Source organism: Hymenobacter sp., from assembly GCF_031398885.1.
Lineage (GTDB): Bacteria > Bacteroidota > Bacteroidia > Cytophagales > Hymenobacteraceae > Hymenobacter.
In genome coordinates this window covers 1-21,928 of record NZ_JANNOD010000118.1, presented here as the reverse complement: position 1 = coordinate 21,928, position 21,928 = coordinate 1, and the positions used below count along the sequence as shown (strand labels likewise).

Below are 21,928 nucleotides of genomic sequence, written 5' to 3'. Positions count from 1 at the left end.
TCAGGCGCTAAAGCCCCGGCGGGGCGACATTCGTCGGCCGAGTGTCGCCCCGCCGGGGCTGGAAAAACGGGTTTAGAACGGGTTGACTACCAACGTGCCGCCCCACGGGGGCTACCCTTCTGTAGTCCGCAACTTGAGTTAGTTATTTTCTTTTTTTTAGGGTGACGCAGGGCTTCAATCCATTGAATGGCAGCGTTAAATGGCTCGTTCGATTTCGCGGAGGCTGTGTTATGTCCCAAGTCTGGAAACAACTGGTACTGATAGGGCTTGCCCTGTGCTTTAAGCGCATCCAAGTGTTCCATTGATAAGCTCACTGGAGCCTGAATATCCTTGCCGCCAAAGAGCCAAATTCCCGGAATCGAGAGCGTGGCAAGGGCATCCCGCACGTCGGTGTCGGCAAATTGATACCGGTCAGGGTCGTTGTGCAGGTGCTCGCGGGCCTCCGCTTCGGTGTGCGTCGCCCAAAAATCGAGATTTCCTTGCGTAAAAAACTGAAAGCGAAGCTGCTCACGAGCGGTAACAACGGGGCCGCTAAACAACACCATGAAGCGCACTGTCCGATTCTTGTTGGCAGCCAGTGGAATTACCCAGCCCGCTTGACTAAAACCCATTAGGCCAATCGGCCCCTGCCTGGCTGACAAATGCGACGAGAGCACGTTAACGGCGGCGCTGGCGTCTACCGCCAATAGGTCGAGATTGGCCGCATCGATGTTATTGGTGCCAACTTCCGGGCCTGCATAAACTCCGCCCGATTCGCCCACACCGCGTTTGTCATACGTCAATACCGCGATGCCCTTTTCAGCCAAAAGCGACGCCGTTTCCATCATCCGCTTTTCCTGACCAGATCCATGTACGAGGACTACCGCCGCAACCGGATGTTTGGGTTTAAGAAGCGTCCCAGCCAGCGTGACCCCCATACTCTCGAACTTAACATTTTCCGTAGAGAAATTCGGTGACTTAACTGCTACTTGATGAGGCAGTAGGTAAGGCAATACCAATAAAGGAGATACCAATAGCAACGCTAATAGCGATAATAGCGAACATCGGCGGCAATACGGCATAACGTTAGTTACGCCCTTGTCGATGAGCTTTTTGCGCTGCTTAGGAGCCCGAACGCGGTCGGGGTAGGTTACACTGGTATCCATTTAGCTTGGGGGGTATTTGGCACTGCAAATGAACCGTTTGTCTGCCAAATAAAAGCTTTCGCTCAGAATGCAAAAGAGGGCTTGGCGTATAAATCCGCTCTTTTGAAGGAAGAACCCCTATTACCAGTGCAGGCATGGAAGCCAACAGACGCGGAATTGGCCACGGCAAGCGAGCGGGCTTCATTTTTCTAAAAGGGTAAAAATGAACTTACCAACACAAGATGTTGTGAAACCAAGCTTCATTGGATGAATAGTTATAACGATGATTATAAAAAAAATAACTTAAAAAATATACACCTTGGCTAATACTTCAAAATAAGGCCCTTATATTAGTATTCTGAATGCCCTTCACCGTCGATTTGCTTTCGGCTGGCTTTTGAATATTCCGATTGCGCTGCCTGGTACCGGAGCCGCCAGGCAGCAGCGCTTTTGGCTTTGCCCCTGTCCTATTCTTTTCGCGACTTAAAACCCCCACCTGAGGCAGCTATGATACTTCGGATACTCATTTTGTGCGCTTCCCTCGCGCTATTTTCCGGGCCGGCCGTGCGGGCCCAGGCGCCGCCCAGCGGTTTTCAATCCACCCTCGTTTCGGGCCAGTGGGACGAGGCCGTGGGGCTGGCTTTTAATAAGACGGGAACCCAGATGTTTGTCTGGGAGCGGCCCGGCCGAGTGTGGGTGGTCGAGAACAACCAGCGCAACCTCCTGCTCGACATCAGCCCGGAGGTGGGGGCCTGGCATGACCATGGGATGCTGGGCTTCGCGCTGCACCCGCAGTTTGACACCAACGGCTACTTCTACGTGTTTTACGTCGTGGACCGGCACTACCTGCTGAACTTTGGCACCGCCGCCTACGACCCCGCCAAAAACGACTATTTCAGCGCCACCATTGGCCGCCTGACGCGCTACACGGCCACCAAGGTGACGGGCGCGGGCGGCGGCTACGCGGTGAACCCGGCCAGCCGCACGATTCTGCTCGGGGCCACCAAGTCGACCGGGTTGCCGGTAATCGAGCGGAGCCACTCGACGGGGTCGCTGGCCTTCGGGACCGACGGCACGCTCCTGATAACCACCGGCGACGGCGCCAACGTGGAGAACGGGGACCGGGGCAGCGACAACAACACCTACTACGCCACGGCCCTGGCCGACGGCATCATCCGGCCCCAGGAAAACGTGGGGGCGCTGCGCTCGCAGATGGTGAACTCGCTCAACGGCAAGATTCTGCGCATCGACCCGCTCACCGGGGCCGGCGTTCCCAGCAACCCGTACTATTCGGCCGGCAACCCCACCGCGCCCGCTTCCAAAGTGTGGGGCCTGGGGCTGCGTAACCCGTTTCGGATGAACCTGAAGCCCGGCTCGGGCAGCACCAACCCGGCCGATGGCAACCCGGGCACGCTGTACATCGGCGACGTGGGCGCCTCGACCTGGGAAGAGGCCGACGTGGTAAACCGGCCCGGCCTGAACCTGGGCTGGCCCATCTACGAAGGTCTGACCCCCAATTCTTTGTTCGCGGACTTCCCGGTGGCCAACCAGGACGCGCCCAACCCGCTCTTCAACGTGAACGGGTGTACGCAGCAATTCTTCACGTTTCAGAATTTGCTGAAACGGGCCACGCCCACCGGCACGGCGCCCTTCCCGAACCCTTGTAATGCCGCGCAGTCCGTCCCGGCCACAATTCCCACCTTCGTGGAGACGCGGCCCCTCATCGACTGGAACCACGCCCCCACGGGGCCGGCGCGTACCGGCATCTTCGTGAATGGAGTGGCGGGCGACGCCTTTCTCGGGGCCGGCAACTCGCCGGTGCAGGGGTCGGTATTCGGCGGCAGCGCCTCCGTGGGCGGGGTGTTTTACCCGTACACTGATTTTCCGGCGCCTTACGCCAACTCCTATTTTTTTGGCGATTACACCGGCGGCTGGATTCGCAGCATGACCCTGGACGCCGCCAACAAGCCCTTGGTGGTGCGGGATTTTGTGGGCAGCGGCGCCGTCCCGGTGGCCTTTGCCGTGAGTCCGACCGAAACCGGCCTGTTCTACGTCAATTTCTTTCCGTCCGAAATCCGCAAAATCAGCTATCTCGGGGGCGGCAACGCCGCGCCGACGGCCGTGGCTTCGGCCAACAAAAGCTTCGGCCCGGGCCCGCTGGCCGTGCAGTTCACCGGCAGCGCTTCCACCGACCCGGAGGGGCAACCGCTGACGTACGCCTGGGACTTTGGCGACGGCACCACCAGCGCGCTGGCCAACCCCGCCCACACCTTCACGCCCGCCACCGCGGCCCCCACCCGGTACGCGGTGACGCTGACCGTGACCGACAACCAGGGCAGCACCAACCAGGCCTTTCCGCTGACGGTATCGGTGAACAACACGCCCCCGGCGGTGACCATTACGAGCCCGGCCCTGAACACGCTGTACCCCATCACAGGCAGCACGACCTACAACCTGACGGCCGCCGTGACCGACGCCGAGCACAGCGGCGCGCAGCTGACGTACCGCTGGCAGACGATTCTGCACCACGCCACCCACCAGCACCCAAACGCCGTCGACACCAACGTGCAGACCACCACCACCCTGGCGCCCTACGGCTGCGGGGCCGAAACGTACTACTACCGCATCACCCTCACCGTGACCGACGCCGCCGGCCTGGCCACGACCACGGAGGTGCGGCTGGACCCGGACTGCACCGGCACCAGCTTCACGCTGGTAGAGTCCGATACCAACGAGGACGTGCTGGCCATTGCCAACGGCGCGGTCATCAACCTGGCCGAGCTGCCCACGCGCAACCTGAACATCCGGGCCAATGCGAACCCGGCCACCACCGGCAGCGTGGTGATGGCCCTGAGCGGAACGCAAACCCAGGCCCGGACCGAATCGGTGCGACCCTACGCCCTGTTTGGGCAGGTAAACGGCAACTACAACGACTGGACGCCCACGGTGGGTTCGTACTCGCTCACGGGCACGCCCTACAGCGGCGCCAACGGCACGGGCACGGCCGGCGCGCCGCTCACCGTGGCCTTCACCGTCACCGACTCCAACCCGCCGGCCTTCACGCTGGCGGTGAGCCCGGGCAACGGGGGCACGGTGAGCAAAAGCCCGGACCAGCCCTCCTACGCCCCTGGTACGGTGGTGAACCTGACGGCCGTGCCGGCCCCCGACTTTGCGTTCACCGGCTGGGGCGGCAGCGCCTCCGGCACGGCCAACCCCTTGCCCCTGACCATGGACGGCAACAAAACCGTGACGGCCACTTTCGCACCGGTGGCCAGCGGCAGCTACGCGTTTTACCGGGCGGTGAACCTGAACGGGCCGGCGGTAACGCTCGACGGCCACGCTTGGGCCGGGGCCACGGCCCCCAACTATACGACCAACGGCACGCCCTACGCCAACCAGGCCGTGCCCTTGCTGCCCACCACCGACGCGGCCCGCGCCACCATGATTCGCGACGTCGTGTACGGCAACAACCTGAGCTTCGCGATGACGGCCCTGCCGGCCGGTACTTACCAAATGTATGCCTACGTGTGGGAGGACAACAACCCGGAAACCTTCAGCCTGAGCGTGAACGGGCAAGTGGTGCTGACCGACTACAACAGCGGCCCGGCCGGCACCTGGCAGAAGCTCGGGCCCTTCACCACGACCGTCACCGGCGGCACGCTGCAGCTGACCATTGCCGGCGGCGACGCCAACCTGTCGGGCGTCGAGCTCTGGAAACAAACCGGCACCCCGCCCGCCAACCAGCCGCCCGCGGCCAACGCCGGCCCGGACCAGGCCCTGACACTCGCCACCGGCAGCACCACGCTGAACGCCACCCTGAGCGGCAGTGGCACCGACCCCGACGGCAGCATCGCCACCTACGCCTGGACGAAAACCAGCGGACCCGCGGCCACCCTGAGCGGCGCCAACTCGCCCACGCTCACCGCCAGCGGCCTGGTGGCGGGCACCTACGCGTTCCGCCTGATAGTCACCGACAACGCCGGCACGGCCAGCCCGGCCGACCTGGCCACGGTGGTGGTGAACCCGGCCCCGGTTGGCGGCAGCTACGCCTTTTACCGGGCGGTGAACTTGAACGGGCCGGCGGTGACGCTCGACGGCAACGCCTGGGCCGGAACCACGGCCCCCAACTACACCACCAACGGCACGCCCTTCGCCAGCGCGGCCCTGCCCCTGCTGCCCGCCACCGACGCGGCGCGGGCGGGCATGATTCAGTCCTGCGTCTACGGCAACCCCCTCGCCCTGACCCTCTCGGCCCTGCCGGCCGGCGCCTACCAGGCCTACCTTTACGTGTGGGAGGACAACAACCCGGAAACCTTCAGCCTGAGCGTGAACGGGCAAGCCGTGCTGACCGACTATAACAGCGGCCCGGCCGGCACCTGGCAGAAGCTCGGGCCCTACGCCTTCTCCCTGGCCGCCCCCGGCGCCGTACAGCTGACCGCCAGCGGCGGCGACGCCAATTTCTCCGGCGTCGAGCTCTGGAAGCAAGCGCCGCCCGCCGCCCAGGCCTCCACAAACACCCCAACGGGCACCGCCGCAAGCCGGCAGCCAACTCCGGCGAGCGAGCTGACGGCCCAGGTTTATCCGAACCCTTCGGCCACGGGCCGTTTTACGGTGGAGCTGTCGCGGCCGCTGGAAGGTCCCGTGACTTATACACTGCTCTCACCGCTGGGCGCGGTGGTGGCCACCGGGCAGCGGCAGCTAACGCAACCCGCCACGACGCTGCCGTTTGATTTCTCCGCCCAAACGCTGGCGGCCGGGGTGTATTACCTCCGCCTCGAAGGCTCGCAGCGCACCGTGCGGCTAAAGCTGCTGCGGTATTAGGGCGGCTTCCGGGTCCAGGGTAGAGTTAAAAGTTGAGAGTTAAAAGTTAAAAATACTACTGTCGGTCTTTTAACTCTTAACTCTGCCCTGGTACGCACCACAATTGTGGAGCCGCTTTAAATTTCACTTGTCCCCTGGCCGAACCGCAGCACGCTGTGCTGATGCCAACTGCCCTCCTACAGCGGTTTCCCAAACCGTGTTACTGGTCGTCCGGCTCCCCTCTCCTGGGGAGAGGGGCAGGGGGTGAGGTGAAGCCAGCCGCGCCGCGTATACGATTTGGGAAACCGCCTACCCCCAACATCCAGCCCGCTGGAGGCTGTTCCAGGTGAGCAGTGAGTTATTGATTTTCTTGGGGTTGTTCAGGCATGGCGCCTTGGGGTGTTTCGACGGCGGCTGAGGTATTTTTAAACCCCGGCCCCGAGTAAGCGTCTGAAAGGGCATGACCAGCACCCAGCAACTTCAGCACCTCTACTGGCGGGCCGGCTTCGGGCCGCGCCCGCAGGACGTGGCCACCGGCCAGAGCCCGCGCAAAGCCCTGCGCCAGTTGCGCCAGGATTCCGCGCAATTCACTCCCCTGGCCGGCCCTGGCCTGAGCTACGCCGAGCCTCGGGGCCTGGTGATGGCCGCGCCGGCTTCGACCAAAAAACCGGCGTCCGACGGCCCCGTGACCACGCTCCCCGACCCGCCCGGGCCTCGGCCGCGCCGGGCCGAGCTCACGCCCGAGCAGCGCAAGCTGCAGAACCAGGGCCTGCGCGAAGCATTCGTGAACATGAGCACGGCCTGGATGGACCGCATGGCCACCTCACCGGCGCAGTTGCGCGAGAAGATGACGCTGTTCTGGCACGGACACTTTGCCTGCCGCGTGCGCCAGCCCAACGCCGCGCTTAGCCTGCACAACACCACCCGGCAGCACGCCCTGGGCAAATTCCCGGACCTGCTGCTGGCCGTGAGCCGCGAGCCGGCCATGCTTCAGTTTCTCAACAACCAGCAGAACCGCAAGGCCCAGCCCAACGAGAACTTCGCCCGCGAGGTGATGGAGCTCTTCACCCTGGGCCGCGGCAACTACCGCGAGCAGGACGTGAAGGAGGCGGCCCGCGCCTTCACCGGCTGGGGCTACGACTACGAAGGCAACTTCAAGTTTCGGGCGCGGGACCACGACGACGGCCCCAAAACCTTTCTGGGCCGCACCGGCAACCTCACGGGCGAGGACGTGCTCCGGCTCATTCTGGAGCAGCCGGCCGCGGCCACGTTTCTGGTCACGAAAGTGTACCGCTTCTTCGTGAACGAGGTGCCCAACCCGGCGCACATCGCGCCGCTGGCAGTGGCCTTCCGCCGCAGCGGCTACGACCTGGCCGACCTGATGGAGCGCCTGTTCTCGGCCGACTGGTTCTACGAGCCGGCCAACGTGGGCACCCACATCAAGTCGCCGGTGGAGCTGCTGGCGGGCCTGCGCCGCACCCTGGGCCTGCGCCTCGACAACGACCGGCCGCTACTGGGCTACCAGAAGGCGCTGGGCCAAACCCTGTTTCAGCCGCCCAACGTGGCCGGCTGGCCCGGGGGCCGCAACTGGATAGACTCGTCGTCGCTGCTGCTGCGCCTGCAACTGCCGGCCATCCTGTTCCGCAACGCCGAGTTTGCCGTGGCCCTCAAGCAGGACGAAAACGACCTCGCCCCCAACCTGACCCGGGCCGAGCGCACCGTGCGGCCCGGCGCCGGTGCCCGCCTGTCGCTGGCCCCGCTGCAACAGCTGCTGGGCGCCGTCCCCGCCGCCCAGCAGCCCGCCCGGCTCAGCGAATTTTTGCTCCAGGCCACCATCCGCCCCGAAAGCCTGGAGCTGGTGCAGCAGGCCGCCCACCAGAAAGAGCCCGCCGAAGCGCTGCGGGCCACGCTCATCAGCTTGCTGAGTTTGCCCGAGTACCAGCTGGCGTAAGGTGCGGGGCGGACCCCCGCCCGTAGCAGAACAAAATCATCAAAACGACCCGAACAGCCGGGCGGGGGCCCGCCCCGCACCCTACTTATTTTTCGACTTATCCTTATGGCTTCCACCCGTCGCAACTTTCTCCGTACCTCCGCCCTGGCCAGCACGCTGCTGCTGGTGCCCAAGTTTCTGCACGCGCTGGACCGGGGGCCGGGCCTGGCCCGCCTGGGCAACGCCCCGGGCGCCCGGCGCCTGATTGTGGTGCAGCTCAGCGGGGGCAACGACGGCCTGAACACCGTCATTCCCTTCAAAAACGACCTGTACTACAAGGCCCGGCCCACCCTGGGCATCCGGGAAACCGCCGGCATTCTGGCCCTCGATAAAGACCTGGGCCTGCACCCGGCGCTGAAGGGGCTGAAGGGCCTCTACGACCAAGGCCACCTGGCCGTGCTCAACGCCGTGGGCTACCCCAACCCTGACCGCTCGCACTTTCGCTCGATGGACATCTGGCAGAGCGGCTCGGGCGCCGACCAGGTGATAAGCACCGGCTGGCTGGGCCGCTACCTCGACTCGAACTGCCCCGACTGCCAGCGCCCCTACCACGCCCTGGAAGTGGACGACACCCTGAGCCTGGCCCTGAAGGGCACCGTGCGCAAGGGCCTCGCCCTCAAAAACCCCGAGAAATTCCACCAGCTCACCCAAAACCGCCTGCTGAGCCGGGTGAGTAAGGAAACCGCGCCCGCCCACCACGACCAGGTGGACTACCTCTACAAGACGCTGGCCGAGACGGCCTCGTCGGCCGACTACCTGTACGACAAATCCAAAATCTACAAGTCGGCCGGGGCCTACCCCAACTCCGAGTTCGGCAAAAACCTGAAAACCACCGCCGAGCTGATTAATTCCGGCGTCGAGTCGCGGGTGTACTACCTGGCCTTGTCGGGCTTCGATACCCACGTGCGGCAGCAGGAGCAGCAGCAGCGCCTCTTCGCCGACCTCGGCGACGGGCTGGCCGCCCTGGCCGGTGACTTGCGGCAGAGCAACCAATGGGATAACACGCTGGTGTTGGTCTTCTCCGAGTTCGGCCGCCGCGTGGGCCAGAACGCCAGCAACGGCACCGACCACGGCACGGCCAACAACGTGTTCCTGGCCGGCGGCGCCCTCCAGACGAAAGGCGTGGTGAACGACGCCCCCGACCTCGCCAACCTCGACCAGGGCGACCTGCGCCACCAGGTCGACTTCCGCAGTATCTACGCCGCCGTGCTCCGCGACTGGCTCGGGGCCGACGACGCGGCCATCCTGGGCACCGGCTTTGAGCAAATGCGCGGGCTGGTGTGACGCGGGACGCTGCGCTTAATGAAGAATGAGGAATGAGGAATGAGGAGTTTCCTTGAATAGGCCCGGAAGAAAACGGTCCTATTCAGCTGGCGTCCGCGCAGCTGAGCAGGACGACCTATTTGAATGGGTTCTGAGCGCCGCATCCAAGCTCGGCCATATCAAACAACGGGTGGCTGTCGTAAAACGCCTATTGTTTCACCCTCTGAATCAGCCCGCCATGAAAGCCATTTCGCCCACCGTGCACGGCCTACTCGACTACGCCACGTGCGCCTTTTTCGCGCTGGCCCCGTGGTTGTTCGGCTTCGCAGGCGCCTACGCCACCGTGTGCTACGTGCTGGCCGGCGGCTACCTAGTCGTCTCCCTGCTCACCAATATGCCGTTGGCACTGGTGCGGGTGCTGCCCTTTCCGCTCCACGGCAAGCTGGAGCTGGTGAGTGGACTGGTCTTCCTCGCTTCGCCCTGGCTCTTCGGCTTTGCCAACGACAACGAGACGGCCCGCAACCTGTTCGTGGCGGCCGGCGCGGTGTTTCTGGTGGTATACGCCCTGACCGACTGGTACGCCCAGACCCGCGGGGCGGGCCTGCGCGGCCACACCATCACCGGCGCCGGCGTGCAAGACAGCTGAAGCGCCTAGCGTATTACTGCTTCGTTAATTCTCATCAAAAAGTCCGTATTCTCGTTGAATACGGACTTTTTTTGGAAGAATGAGGCTAGCTTGCGTGCTCGATTCACTCTACTTAATCACGTGAAAAAGCTGCTTACTCGCCTCAGTACGGCGGCGGCGCTGCTCCTCATGGCGGTGCCCAGCACCTTCGCCCAAACCACCGCCCCGGCGGCCGCCTACACTGGCCCCCGCTACCCGGGCGGCCCCGACTCGCTGCGGGCGCTGGTGTACCGCAGCACGCGGCTCACCACTCCGGCGCCAACGGGCCGCGTGCTGGTGCAATTTGAGCTGAAACCCGACGGCCAGCCGCAGATTTTCCAACTGGTGCCGCCGCCCCGGCCCGCAAACCGGGAACTGCTCAAGGCGGCCGCTACGGCCCTCAGCTACCTCGAAGCCCGGATGCCCGCCTGGCAGCCCGCCCCCCCCGACCCGACTACTCCGGCCGGTACCGACTCCAAAATTAGCCTCATGCTCGATTTTACCACGCCTCAGGCGGCGCAGCCCTATTGTTATACGGACCAAAAGCCGATTTTTGCCACGCTAGCGGAACAGGTGCAGGCCCAGCACAAGCAGTTCTACGACCGGCTGGTGGCCGACCCGGTCCGAAAAGACCTGTTCGGCTCATCGACCAAGGGCTTGACATCGTTTGTTCAAATTCAAACCAGGTACCCGGTGGAGGCCCTGCGCAATGGCCAGGAAGGCGTGGTCTACGCGTACTTTGAAGTAGCTGAGAACGGAGCCGTTGAGCACCCCGAAGTCCTAGGCACCGCCGGCCGGGCGCTGGATGCCGAAGTGCTGCGCATCGTCAAGACCCTGCCCGCTGCTACTGCGCCGGCTCAGCTTCAGGGCCGGCCGGTGCGCATGTACTACGTGCTGCCCTGCACTTTTGTCATCCAGCGGAGCCGGGCCCGCCGCTAGCCCCCAAACACCGCCCCGGCCAGCGCCAGCACGGCCCGGCGCGTTTCCCCGGGCTGCTCCAGATACGCCTGGTGCCCGCTGCCTTCCAGAAACAGGGCGTGGCCCACAGCCGGCAGGGCGGCCTGCCGCACGGCGTCCTCGAAGTGCACGGCCACGTCGTGCTTGCCGGCCACCAGCAGCACCGGAAACTTGGCGCCGCTCAGCACCTGGGTGCGCTCGGGGCGGGCGGCCATGCCGCGCATCGCGCCGATGATGGTGGTTTCGGGCGTGGCCTTGCCGATTTCTTCCAGCAGGGCGCGGGCGTCGGTGAGCCGGTCGCGGTTGGCGGGCGCGAAGAGCGGGCGCACGAACGACTCCATGAACTTGGCCCCGCCGTGGCGCTCCACGAAGCCGATGTTCTTCTCGCGGTTCTGGCGCTTCTCGTCGGTGTCGGCCAGGGCGGTGGAGTTGATGAGGGCCAGCCCGGCCACCCGCTCGGGCCAGCGCTCGGCCAGGGCCAGGGCCACGTAGCCGCCCATGCTGTGGCAGACCAGCAGCGCGGGCTCGGGGCAGCCCTTCTGGTTGAGGTAGTCGATGACGTGCCGGGCCTGGGCCTCCATCGAGAAGTCGGGCACGGGCGCCAGGTTGGTGCCGTGGCCGGGCAGGTTGGGCGCCAGCAGCCGGTAGCCGTCGGGAAAGGCGCGGGTGAAGTCGGTCCACACCTCGCGGCTTTCGGCAAAGCCGTGGAGGAAGACGATGGTGGGCGGGTTGGGCGTAGCGGACATGGCGGCAAAAGTAGCGCCGCACCTTCACTGTGCCCGCCCAGGAACCGGGCCGCGGGGCCACGCGCCGAAAAGCCAAGCAGCCGCCGCGGCCGCAGACGCTGATTTTAGGGCGGCGCGCGCGATTCCGGGGGCGGCGGATGAAAACAACGCCGTTCTTGCCGGACCTTTGGTTTTCGCAAACGCTTTCCCCCATGAACCCTCTCGTTGCCATTCGCCAGTTCGACCAGAGCATCTGGCTGGACTTTATTCGCCGCAAAATTCTCATCAACGGCGACTTGCAGCGCCGCATCACCGACGAAGCCCTGCGCGGGGTGACCTCGAACCCGGCCATTTTTGCCAAGTCCATCGGCGAAACCAACGACTACGACGCCACCATCCGGGCGCTGGCGCTGCAGGACAAAACCACCGACGAAATCTACACCAGCCTGGCGGTGGCCGACGTGCAGCACGCCTGCGACTTGTTCCGCCCGCTCTACGACGGCGCCGACCACGGCCGCGACGGCTACGTGAGCCTGGAAGTATCGCCGGCCCTGGTGAACGACACCGAAGGCACCATCGCGGAAGGGCTGCGCTTCTGGCAGGCCGTGGCCCGGCCCAACGTCATGATAAAAGTGCCGGCCACCCTCGAAGGCCTGCCCGCCGTCCGCCGGCTCATCGCCGAGGGCGTGAACGTGAACGTGACGCTGCTGTTCGGGCTGGAGCGCTACCGCCTGGTGGCCGAAGCCTTCCTGGCGGGCCTCGAAGACCGGGTGCGCTCCGGCCGGCCCCTGGCGCGCATCGACTCGGTGGCCAGCTTTTTCCTCAGCCGGATTGATGTTTTGCTCGACCCGCTGCTGGAGAAAATTGCGGCCGAAGGCGGCGAGCGTGGCGCCCTGGCCGGGTCGCTGGTGGGCGAGGTGGCCCTGGCCAGCGCCAAGCAGGCCTACCAGTTGTATAAGAAGATTTTTGCGGGCCCCCGCTGGGCGGCGCTGCAAGCCCAGGGCGCCGAAACCCAGCGCCTGCTGTGGGCCAGCACCGGCAACAAAAACCCCCGGTACGACGACCTGAAGTACGTCGAAAACCTCATCGGCCCCCACACTGTGAACACCGTGCCGGTGGAGACGCTGGACATTTTCCGCGCCCAGGGCCAGCCCGCCGACCGCCTCGAACAAGGCGTGGCGCGGGCCCAGGAAGTGCTGCGCCGCCTGCCCGAGCTGGGGCTGAACCTGGAAGAGCTCACCAACCACCTCGAAGCGGACGGCGCCCAGAAATTCAACGAGCCGTTTGGCAAGCTGCTGCTGTCCCTAGACCTGAAGCGCAAGCAGGCGCTCAAGCAGGGCGTGGCCCCCGCCACCATGCGCCTGGGCGGCTACCAAGCGGCCGTTGACGCCAAAATCCAGGAGCTGAACGACAAGCAGTTCACCGAGGGCTTCTGGCAGAAAAAGGCCGCGCTGTGGGTGGCCGACGAAGCCGGGCAGCAGAGCATTCGCAGCTTCATGGGCTGGCTGCGGGTGGCCGAGACGATGGTGGGCGCGGTGCCCGAAATCGAGCAATTTGTGCACGAGGTGAAGGCCGCCGGCTTCCGGCACGTGGTGGTGATGGGCATGGGCGGCAGCACCATGGCGCCCATTGTGTTCAAGGCCGCGTTTGCGCAGGGCGCCGCCGGCCTGCCGCTGTCGGTGCTCGACACCACCGACCCCGGCACCGTGCGCCAGATTGAAGCCGCGGTGCCGCTGGCCGAGACGCTGTTTATCGTGGCCAGCAAGTCGGGCACCACGGCCGAGCCGCTGGCTTTCGGCGACTATTTCTACGCCAAGCTCAAGGAGCTGAAAGGCGACCGGGCCGGCGAGAACTTCGTGGCCATCACCGACCCGGGCTCCCGGTTCGTGGCCGCGGCCACGGCGCAGGGCTACCGCCGCATCTTCCTGAACTTTCCCGACGTGGGCGGGCGCTTCTCGGCCCTTTCCTACTTTGGGCTGGTACCGGCGGCGCTCTACGGCCTGCCCATCGGCGAGCTGCTGGAACGCGCCATTCGCATGATGCGGGCCTGCGGCGCCTACGGCCCGGTGGCGCACAACCCCGGCCTGGACTTGGGCGCGGCCCTGGGCGTGCTGGCACCGCTGGGCCGCGACAAGCTGACGCTGGTGGTGCCCGAAGCCCTGGCCGACCTGGGCCTGTGGCTGGAGCAGCTCATCGCCGAAAGCACGGGCAAGGAAGGCACGGGCATTCTGCCGGTGGCCGGCGAGCCGCTCGGCGAGGTAGGCCTCTACGGCGCGGACCGGGTGTTTGTGTACGTGGGCTACCGGGACCAGCCCGACGAAGCCAATATTATCAAAATGAAGGCGCTGGAGCAAGCCGGCCACCCCACCATCACCATCCTGCTGGACGACGCCCTGGACCTGGGCCAGGAGTTTTACCGCTGGGAGGTGGCCACGGCCGTGGCCAGCGCCGTGCTCGGCATCAACCCCTTCGACCAGCCCAACGTGCAAGCCGCCAAAACGGCCACCGACAGCCTGATGAAGGTGGTGGAAACCCAGGGCCGCTTGCCCGAAACCAACCGGCCGGTGGCCACCGAAAACGGCGTGGCCTACTATTCGGCCGCGGGCGGCGCAGGCGCCGCGGGCGTGCTACAGGCGTTTTTCGCCCAGGCCCGCCCCGGCGACTTCCTCTGCCTGCAGGCCTACCTGACCGAGACGCCCGCCGTGAGCGCCAGCCTCCAGACGCTGCGCCGGCGGGTGCAGCAGCGGCTGCACCTCGCCACCACGTCGGGCTACGGACCGCGCTTTTTGCACTCCACCGGCCAGTACCACAAGGGCGGACCCAACACGGGCCTGTTCGTGCAATTCACCGACGACAACCCGCGGGACCTGGCCCTGCCCGGCCGCTCCTACACCTTCGGCACCTTCAAGAACGCCCAGGCCCTGGGCGACTTCGAAGCGCTGCGCAGCTACGGGCGCCGCACCCTGCGCGTGCACCTGGGCGCCGACGCCGAGCAGGGATTGAACGCGCTGCTGGCGGCGCTGCCCGAGGCGCTGTAGGCGGGTGGGCCTGGCGCGGGCGCGGGCTACGGCTTCCCGGGCTGCTTCCGCGCGGGTCGGCTCAGCCAATCAGGTTCATTTTCACTAGGTCCTGCACGTCGAGCATGCCCACCAGCCGGCCGTCCTCGACCACAATCAGGTTGTCGACCCGGTTTTGCTTGAACAGCGCCACCACTTCGTAGAGCAGGGCGTCGCGCTCCACCACGAGCGGGGTCTTGTAGGTTAGCTCGCTCATTTTCTTGGTGAGCGTGGCCGTGCCGGTCTGCTTCAGCTCGCGGCGCAGGTCGCCGTCGGTGAAGATGCCCTGGATGCGGCCGGCCTCGTCCACGAGCGTGACGGCGCCGAAGCCCGCCTCCGACATGCGCACCACGGCGTCGCCGATGGTGTCCTGGGCCGTCACGGTCGGGTTGGCGTCTTTTATCACGTCGCGCACGCGCAGGGTGGTCAGGCGCGTATGCTCCACGAACTGCTGGGTGCCCAGGGCGGTCAGGTTGTTCTCGGTGAGGTTTTTCAGCACGCTCCACGGCACCGTGATGGTGTGCACGCCGAGGTTGATGGCGTTGCGCACGTGCTCGGCGTGGCGCACCGACGAGAACATGATTTTCGTGTCGTAGCCGTACTTGTCCACCATGTCCACGCACTGCTCCACCAGGGCCAGGGCGTCGTAGCCCTGGTCCTGCAGGCGGCCCACGAGCGGGCACACGTAGGTGGCGCCGGCTATCATGGCCATGTACGCCTGCTGGAGAGTATACACGAGATGCACGTTCACCATCAACCCGGCGTCGGTCAGGCGCTTGCACGCCTTGATGCCCTCGATGGCCACCGGAATCTTAAACACCGTCTTCTTGGGGTCCAGGCCCAGGCCCAGCAGGCGCTGGGCCTCCCGGTAAATCTCGTCGGCGTTGTCGCCCAGGGCTTCCACTTGCAGCACGGGCACCATGGTGGCCAGCTGCACAATGGCGGCGTCGATGTCCGTGACGCCGTGGCGGTGCATGAAAGTGGGGGTAGTGGTCAGGCCCGCGAGGGTGCCCAGCTCAAAGGCTTGTTCGATTTCTTTGAAATCGACTGAGTCAAGGTACAGCTCCATTAGGGATTAGGGGTTAATGACTGATGGGTCATTTTTAGATGGTCGCGTCCAATTGGTAGCCGGAGAAAAAACATAGACTAACAACTGAACGCGGGTAGCTAACAGCTAACTGTCAACCGCTGGTTAAACGGGTTGCGGCTTGGTTGCTGACGTTTAGCCCTTGTCCGCGCGGTTTGCGAACTTCGTGGCCGGGAGAATCTTGCCAGGGTTGGGGGGCTCATTAGCGGTCGGCGCGGGCCGCTAAGCCCCCCGGCCCGCGCCGGCCGCCACCGGCTGCGGGCGGTACTTCACCTCCACCGCGTGCAGCTCCAGCAGCGGCTTGAGGAATTCTTCCAGGTCGTACACGCACAGCTGCGAGGCGGCGTCGCACAGGGCTTCGGCCGGGTTGGGGTGGGTTTCGATGAACACGCCGTCGACGCCCGCGGCCAGGCCGGCGCGGGCAATGGCCGGCATCACGGCGCGGTTGCCGCCGCTGGGGTCGGCCGACGGGATGCCGTACTTGCGGATGGCGTGCGTGATGTCGAACACCACCGGGTAGCCGGTCTGGTTGAGGTAGTAGAAGCTGCGCGGGTCCACCACGAGGTCGTTGTAGCCGAAGGTGTAGCCGCGCTCGGTCAGAATCACCTGGTCGTTGCCGGCCTCCACGCACTTCTGGGCGGGCTTGTCCATGTTGTCGGGCGCCAGAAACTGCCCGTGCTTGATGTTGACCACCTTGCCCGTGCGCGCCGCGGCCTGCACCAGCGTGGTCTGCATGCACAGGTAGGCCGGAATCTGAATCACGTCGAGCACCTCGGCGGCGGCGGCCACCTGCTCGGGGTAGTGCACGTCGCTCAGCAGCGGAAAGCCGTAGTCGGCCTTGATGCGGGCCAGCATTTTCAGCCCCTCGTCGAGCCCCGGGCCGTCGTAGTAGCGGGCCGACGAGCGGTTGTCCTTCTGAAACGACGACTTGTAGATGACCTTGATGCCCAGCGACTCGCTCACGCGGCGCAGCTTCTCGGCCGTCTCGAACATCACCCGTTCGCTCTCAATCACGCAGGGCCCGGAAATGAGAAACAGCTCCGGGCTGCCGCAGGCAATGCCGCCAACTGATACGATTTTCTTTTGCATAACCACGGGGCTGGTATGTTTCGGAGCTGCGAAGGTAGGGGCGGCGGCGGAAGTACGGGCGGGGCGGCGCGCGTCCGCTGCCCCTTTGAAGTGGGCACCCGAGGAAACGAACGACGATGACGGAGGCGGGACTAAGCTGCAACCGTGTCCGTTGCTTCCTGGATTTCAACACGAAAGATGGTCTTGTAGCTAACACGAAAAAGCCCCCGCAGCAACTGCTACGAGGACTTCCTAGCGTCTCTAAAAATCCCGTCAGCCGCCGGCCGCTTACCGCAGCAACGTTTCCGGGCTGGCGGCCTTGACCTTGATGCTCATTTCGCGCACCGCCGCCGCAATGCCGGCGGCATCGAACCCGCACTCTTTATACAGCTCGTCCTGGGTGCCGTGCTCCACCACGCGGTCGGGGATGCCGAGGCGACGCACGGGCAGGTGGAAACCGTGGTCGGTGAGAAACTCCAGCACGGCCGAGCCAAAGCCGCCGGGCAGGCAGCCGTCTTCCACGGTCACAATGGCGCGGTAGCGGCGGGCCACGTCGCGCAGCATTTCCTCGTCCAGCGGCTTGCAGAAGCGCATGTCGTAGTGGCCCGCATCCAGGCCTTCGGCGGCCAGGGTGTCGGTGGCTTTCACGGCGTAGTTGCCGATGTGACCGATGCTGAGGATGGCCACGCCGCCCTCCTCGCCCGCGCGCACCACGCGGCCCGTGCCGACGGCCACCCGCTGCAGCGGCGTACGCCAGGCGGGCATCACGCCCTCGCCCCGTGGGTAGCGGATGCTGAAGGGGCCGGCGTTTTCGGGCAGCTGGGCGGTGTACATCAGGTTACGCAGCTCCTGCTCGTTCATCGGGGCCGACACCACCAGGTTGGGGATGCAGCGCATGTAGGCCAGGTCGTAGCAGCCGTGGTGGGTGGGGCCGTCGGCGCCCACGAAGCCGGCGCGGTCGAGGCAGAACACCACATGCAGGTTTTGCAGCGCCACGTCGTGGATTACCTGGTCGTAGCCCCGCTGCATGAACGTGGAGTAGATGTTGCAGAACGGCACCAGCCCCTGGGTGGCCAGGCCCGCCGAAAACGTGACGGCGTGCTGCTCGGCAATGCCCACGTCGAAGGTCCGCTCGGGCATGGCCGTCATCATGATGTTCAGCGACGAGCCCGAGGGCATGGCCGGCGTCACGCCCATGATGCTGGCGTTGGCCTCGGCCAGCTCCACCAGGGTGTGGCCGAACACGTCCTGGTACTTGGGCGGCTGGGGCTTATCGGGCGTTTTCTTGGAGATTTCGCCGGTAATCTTGTCGAACAAGCCGGGGAAATGCCACAGGGTCTGGTCCTGCTCGGCCAGGGCGTAGCCCTTGCCCTTCACCGTGACGCAGTGCAGCAGCTTGGGCCCGGGAATGGTCTTCAGGTCGTTGAGAATGGTGACGAGGTGCTGCACGTCGTGGCCATCAACGGGGCCGAAGTAGCGGAATTTCAGCGCCTCGAACAGGTTGCTCTGCTTGAGCAAAGTGGCCTTCATGGCGGCCTCCACCTTGCGGGCAATGTGCTGGGGGTTGGGGCCGAACTTGCTGAGCTTGCCCAGCACGTTCCACAGCTCGTCGCGCACCTTGTTGTAGGTGCGCGAGGTAGTGATGTCGGTCAGGTACTCCTTGAGCGCGCCCACGTTGGGGTCGATGCTCATGCAGTTGTCGTTGAGGATGACCAGCAGGTTGGAGTTCACCACGCCGGCCTGGTTGAGGGCCTCGAAAGCCATGCCGCCCGTCATGGCCCCGTCGCCAATCACGGCGATGTGCTGGCGGTCCTTCTCACCCTTGTAGTCCGAGGCCACGGCCATGCCCAAGGCCGCGCCGATGCTGGTGCTGCTGTGGCCCACGCCGAAAGCATCGTACTCGCTCTCGCTGCGCTTGGGGAAGCCCGACAGGCCGTGGTAGCGGCGGTTGGTCGGGAACTGGTCGCGCCGGCCGGTCAGGATTTTGTGGCCGTAGGCTTGGTGGCCCACGTCCCACACCAATTGGTCGTGCGGCGTATCGAAGACGTAGTGCAGGGCCACCGTAAGCTCCACCACGCCCAATGAGGCGCCAAAGTGCCCGCCGTAGATGCTCACCGAATCGATGATGAACTCGCGCAGCTCGGTACTAAGCTGGACTAACTGCTCGGGAGCAAGCTTCTTGAGGTCGTCGGGCGAGTCAATTGCCGCGAGTAGCGGGCCGGGTTCAACTATCATCGGGGCAGGCGTGGTGAATGGTGACGGGGTGTAACCGCCTGGCCGGCCAAAAGATTGTTGGGCCGGCCCAAAGGTACGACGAGCGGCCAAGTGCGGTTGTTGGCGCCGATGGAATCGGGGCCCTGGTCGGGGTTTGGCCGGGGATAATCTAGTTTGTGCCCCGGCCCGCGGCCCTGGGAAGACCTTTGTGTTGTTGTAGCTGGAAAACAAGTAGGGCGGGGGTGCCCCCGCCCGGCGCGCGCACGGTCCGGCGCGCGCCCGGTTTCAACGCCGTGGCGGGCTCAGGCACCGGGCGGGGGCACCCCCGCCCTACATCGTACCGCAGTTGCAACCCCTGGCCCCAATTTCGGCACTTTGGCCGTTATGCATCACATGAAAAAACGCCTACTCGCCACCGCCGTTCTGCTAACTGTCCTGCTGGGCAGCGCCCCCGTGGTTTCGGCCCAGCAGAGCCCGCCCGCGGGCGGCCGCCCCGCCCCGCCGGCCGCGCCCGCCCCCCCGCGCCCCGCCACCGGCCGCATCAGCGGCACCGTGACGGAGGCGGGCACCGGCAAACCGGTTTCCTACGCCACCGTGGCGGTGCTCGACGCGGCCGGCAAGGTGGTGAACGGCGGCGTGGCCGGCGACGACGGCCAGTTTGTGCTGGCGGGCATTCCGGCCGGCACCTACACGGTCCAAATCAATTTTCTGGGCTTTAAAAACGAGGCGCGCGCCGGCGTGGCCGTAGCCGCCGGCAACCCTACGGAGTTGGGCACCGTGGCCCTGACCGCCGCGGCCCAGAAACTGGGCGAAGTGGTGGTGACCGGCCAGAAAGCCCTCATCGAGGAGCGGGTGGACCGCACCATCTACAACGCCGAGAACGACCAGACCACCCGCGGCGGCGACGCCACCGACGTGCTCAAGCGCGTGCCCCTGCTAAGCGTGGACCTCGACGGCAACGTGAGCCTGCGTGGCAGCTCCAGCATCCGGGTGCTCATCAACAACAAGCCCTCGACCATTGCCGCCAGCAGTATTGCCGACGCGCTGAAGCAGATTCCGGCCGACCAGATTAAGACCGTGGAGGTCATCACCTCGCCCTCGGCCAAGTACGACGCCGAGGGCTCGGGGGGCATCATCAACATCATCACCAAAACCGACAACCTGCGCGGCGCCACCCTGAGCGTGAACACGAGCACGGGCCTGCGCAGCAGCAACCTGGGCCTGAACGGCAGCCTGCGCACCGGCAAGATGGGCTTTTCGCTGGGCGGCTTCGGGCGGGCCCAGTACAACGCGCCGGGCGAGTTCTCGAACGTACAGACCACGCGCCCCATCGCCGGCGGCACGCCCTTCACCACGGCCCAGGCCGCCGACACGCGCCTGCAGCAGATTTTCGGGCGCTACACCCTGGGCTGGGACTACGACCTCAACAAGTTCAACTCCCTGCAAGCGTCGGTGTCGTACGGCACGCGCAGCGCCCGCAACAACCAGGACGGCCTGACCACGGCCACCTACGCGGGGGAGACGCCAACCGGCATTCCGCTCTCGTCTTCGCGGCGCGACGTGGCCGTGGAGGACCTCTCGGGCACCGTGGACGCCAGCCTCAACTACACGCACCTGTTCGAGAAGCCCCAGCACGAGTTCAGCGTACTCACGCTCTTCAGCCGCAACGACCGCACCAACACCTTCACCAACAACATTTTCGACGCGGAAGCCGACGGCCCCAGCCGCATCGAGAACGACAACCCGAGCTACAACGAGGAGTACACCGTGCAGTTCGACTACCAGAACCCGATTGGCAAAACCCAGATTCTGGAGCTGGGCGCCAAGGACATTCTGCGCCGCGTCAATTCGGATTATAGCACCGTGAGCTTCGGGGCCAACGGCGAGGTGCTGCCGCCCCGGGCGGGCGTGGGCCTGGCAAACAACGACCAGTTTAACTACCGCCAAAACGTGACGGCCGCCTACGCCGCTTACACCGTGACCCTGCCCCACGGCTTCACCGTCAAGCCGGGCCTGCGCTACGAGTACACCGTCATCGACGCCGACTTTGCCACCGCCACGGAGCCGGTCAACATCCCCGATTACGGCGTGCTGGTGCCCAGCGTGAACTTCTCGCGCAAGCTGGCCAACGGCAACGTGCTGAAGCTGGCCTACAACAAGCGCATTCAGCGGCCCTCGCTGCAGTTCCTCAACCCCAACGAAAACGCCGCCAACCCCAAGGACATCAGCCGCGGCAACCCCATCCTGGAACCGGAATTCACTGACAATTTTGAGCTGGGCTACAGCACGGCCTATAAGGCCCTGAACCTTAATTTTAGCACGTTCGTGCGCAACACCAGCGGCTCCATCGAGGCACTGCGCACGGTGCGCGGCGTCGATACGGTCGAAACCACGTATGCCAACATCGGGCGGCAGCGGGCCTACGGCGGCAGCCTGTTTGCCAACCTTGCGAGCGGCGCCAAAGCCAACCTGAACGCGGGCATCGACACCTACTACGCCACCCTGACCAACAACGTATCCGACCGCAACTTCAACGCCGCCAACGAGGGCTGGGTGGTGAGCGGCCGGGTGGGCGGCTCCTACAACTTCACCCCGGTGTGGGGCGTGCAGGCCTTCGCGTTCTACCGCGGGCGCCAGGTGCAGTTGCAGGGCGAGCAGAGCGGCCAGGGCTTTTACACCCTGGGCGTGAAGCGCGACTTTGCCGAGAAGCGCGGCAGCGTGGGCTTTGGGGTTGATAACTTCTTCACGCCCAATATCACGGTGCGCAGCACCGTAATGTCGCCGCTCATCGACCAGGCCAGCCGCCGCGTAACGCAAACCCTGGGCTTCCGGGTAAACCTGAGCTACCGCATCGGCAAGCTCACGGCGGCCCCCCCGCGCCGCGGCCGCAGCATCAACAACGACGACTTGAAAGAAGGCGGCGGCGAGGGCGGCGGCGGCGGTGAAGGCGGCGGCCAGGGCGGCGCTCCGGCCGGCGGCG

At 65.3% G+C, this 21,928-nt stretch carries 12 protein-coding genes; 7 read left to right on the top strand and 5 right to left on the bottom strand.

The features are described from left to right. Positions 1-86: 86 nt before the first annotated feature. Positions 87-1,145 (bottom strand): alpha/beta fold hydrolase, encoded by a 1,059-nt coding sequence (locus RMO51_RS21275; protein WP_310398000.1) that lies wholly within the window; start codon positions 1,143-1,145, stop codon positions 87-89. 486 nt (positions 1,146-1,631) lie between these two features. Here RMO51_RS21275 and RMO51_RS21270 point away from each other — a divergent pair, with 486 nt between their 5' ends. The 5 genes from RMO51_RS21270 to RMO51_RS21250 all read left to right on the top strand — a co-directional run bounded on the left by RMO51_RS21270 (position 1,632) and on the right by RMO51_RS21250 (position 10,780). Continuing rightward, positions 1,632-5,945 carry a PKD domain-containing protein gene (locus RMO51_RS21270; protein ID WP_310397999.1) on the top strand — a complete coding sequence of 1,438 codons (4,314 nt, stop codon included), beginning with the start codon at positions 1,632-1,634 and terminating at the stop codon, positions 5,943-5,945. A 439-nt stretch (positions 5,946-6,384) separates the two neighbouring features. After that, positions 6,385-7,875 carry a DUF1800 domain-containing protein gene (locus tag RMO51_RS21265; protein WP_310397998.1) on the top strand — a complete coding sequence of 497 codons (1,491 nt, stop codon included), beginning with the start codon at positions 6,385-6,387 and terminating at the stop codon, positions 7,873-7,875. 105 nt (positions 7,876-7,980) lie between these two features. Next, complete coding sequence (locus tag RMO51_RS21260; protein ID WP_310397997.1) at positions 7,981-9,198, top strand: DUF1501 domain-containing protein; 1,218 nt, start codon at positions 7,981-7,983, stop codon at positions 9,196-9,198. Between the two features lie 217 nt (positions 9,199-9,415). Then, positions 9,416-9,823 carry an SPW repeat protein gene (locus RMO51_RS21255; RefSeq protein WP_310397996.1) on the top strand — a complete coding sequence of 136 codons (408 nt, stop codon included), beginning with the start codon at positions 9,416-9,418 and terminating at the stop codon, positions 9,821-9,823. 120 nt (positions 9,824-9,943) lie between these two features. Continuing rightward, positions 9,944-10,780: a TonB family protein gene (locus tag RMO51_RS21250; RefSeq protein WP_310397995.1), complete on the top strand. Its 837-nt coding sequence runs from the start codon at positions 9,944-9,946 to the stop codon at positions 10,778-10,780. Here RMO51_RS21250 and RMO51_RS21245 read toward each other — a convergent pair. Next, positions 10,777-11,544, bottom strand: a complete 768-nt coding sequence (locus RMO51_RS21245) for an alpha/beta fold hydrolase (RefSeq protein WP_310397994.1) — start codon at positions 11,542-11,544, stop codon at positions 10,777-10,779. The genes RMO51_RS21250 and RMO51_RS21245 overlap by 4 nt on opposite strands. 191 nt (positions 11,545-11,735) lie before the next feature. On the opposite strand from RMO51_RS21245, the gene RMO51_RS21240 reads away from it, so the two are divergent. Next, positions 11,736-14,561, top strand: a complete 2,826-nt coding sequence (locus tag RMO51_RS21240) for a bifunctional transaldolase/phosoglucose isomerase (protein ID WP_310397993.1) — start codon at positions 11,736-11,738, stop codon at positions 14,559-14,561. A gap of 61 nt (positions 14,562-14,622) precedes the next feature. On the opposite strand, the gene RMO51_RS21235 is transcribed toward RMO51_RS21240, so the two are convergent. The 3 genes from RMO51_RS21235 to dxs form a co-directional block, all read right to left on the bottom strand. Then, positions 14,623-15,648, bottom strand: coding sequence for a transaldolase family protein (locus RMO51_RS21235; RefSeq protein ID WP_310397992.1), 1,026 nt, complete (start codon positions 15,646-15,648; stop codon positions 14,623-14,625). 240 nt (positions 15,649-15,888) lie between these two features. Beyond that, positions 15,889-16,755: a 3-deoxy-8-phosphooctulonate synthase gene (gene kdsA / locus RMO51_RS21230; RefSeq protein ID WP_310397991.1), complete on the bottom strand. Its 867-nt coding sequence runs from the start codon at positions 16,753-16,755 to the stop codon at positions 15,889-15,891. Between the two features lie 267 nt (positions 16,756-17,022). Then, the gene (dxs, locus tag RMO51_RS21225) at positions 17,023-18,969 is read right to left on the bottom strand and encodes a 1-deoxy-D-xylulose-5-phosphate synthase (RefSeq protein ID WP_310397990.1); all 1,947 of its coding nucleotides are present in this window, start codon (positions 18,967-18,969) and stop codon (positions 17,023-17,025) included. Positions 18,970-19,341: 372 nt separating this feature from the next. Between dxs and RMO51_RS21220 the strand changes: the two genes are divergently transcribed. Then, positions 19,342-21,928: TonB-dependent receptor domain-containing protein (locus RMO51_RS21220; protein ID WP_310397989.1), on the top strand; the 2,587-nt coding region annotated here is incomplete at its 3' end.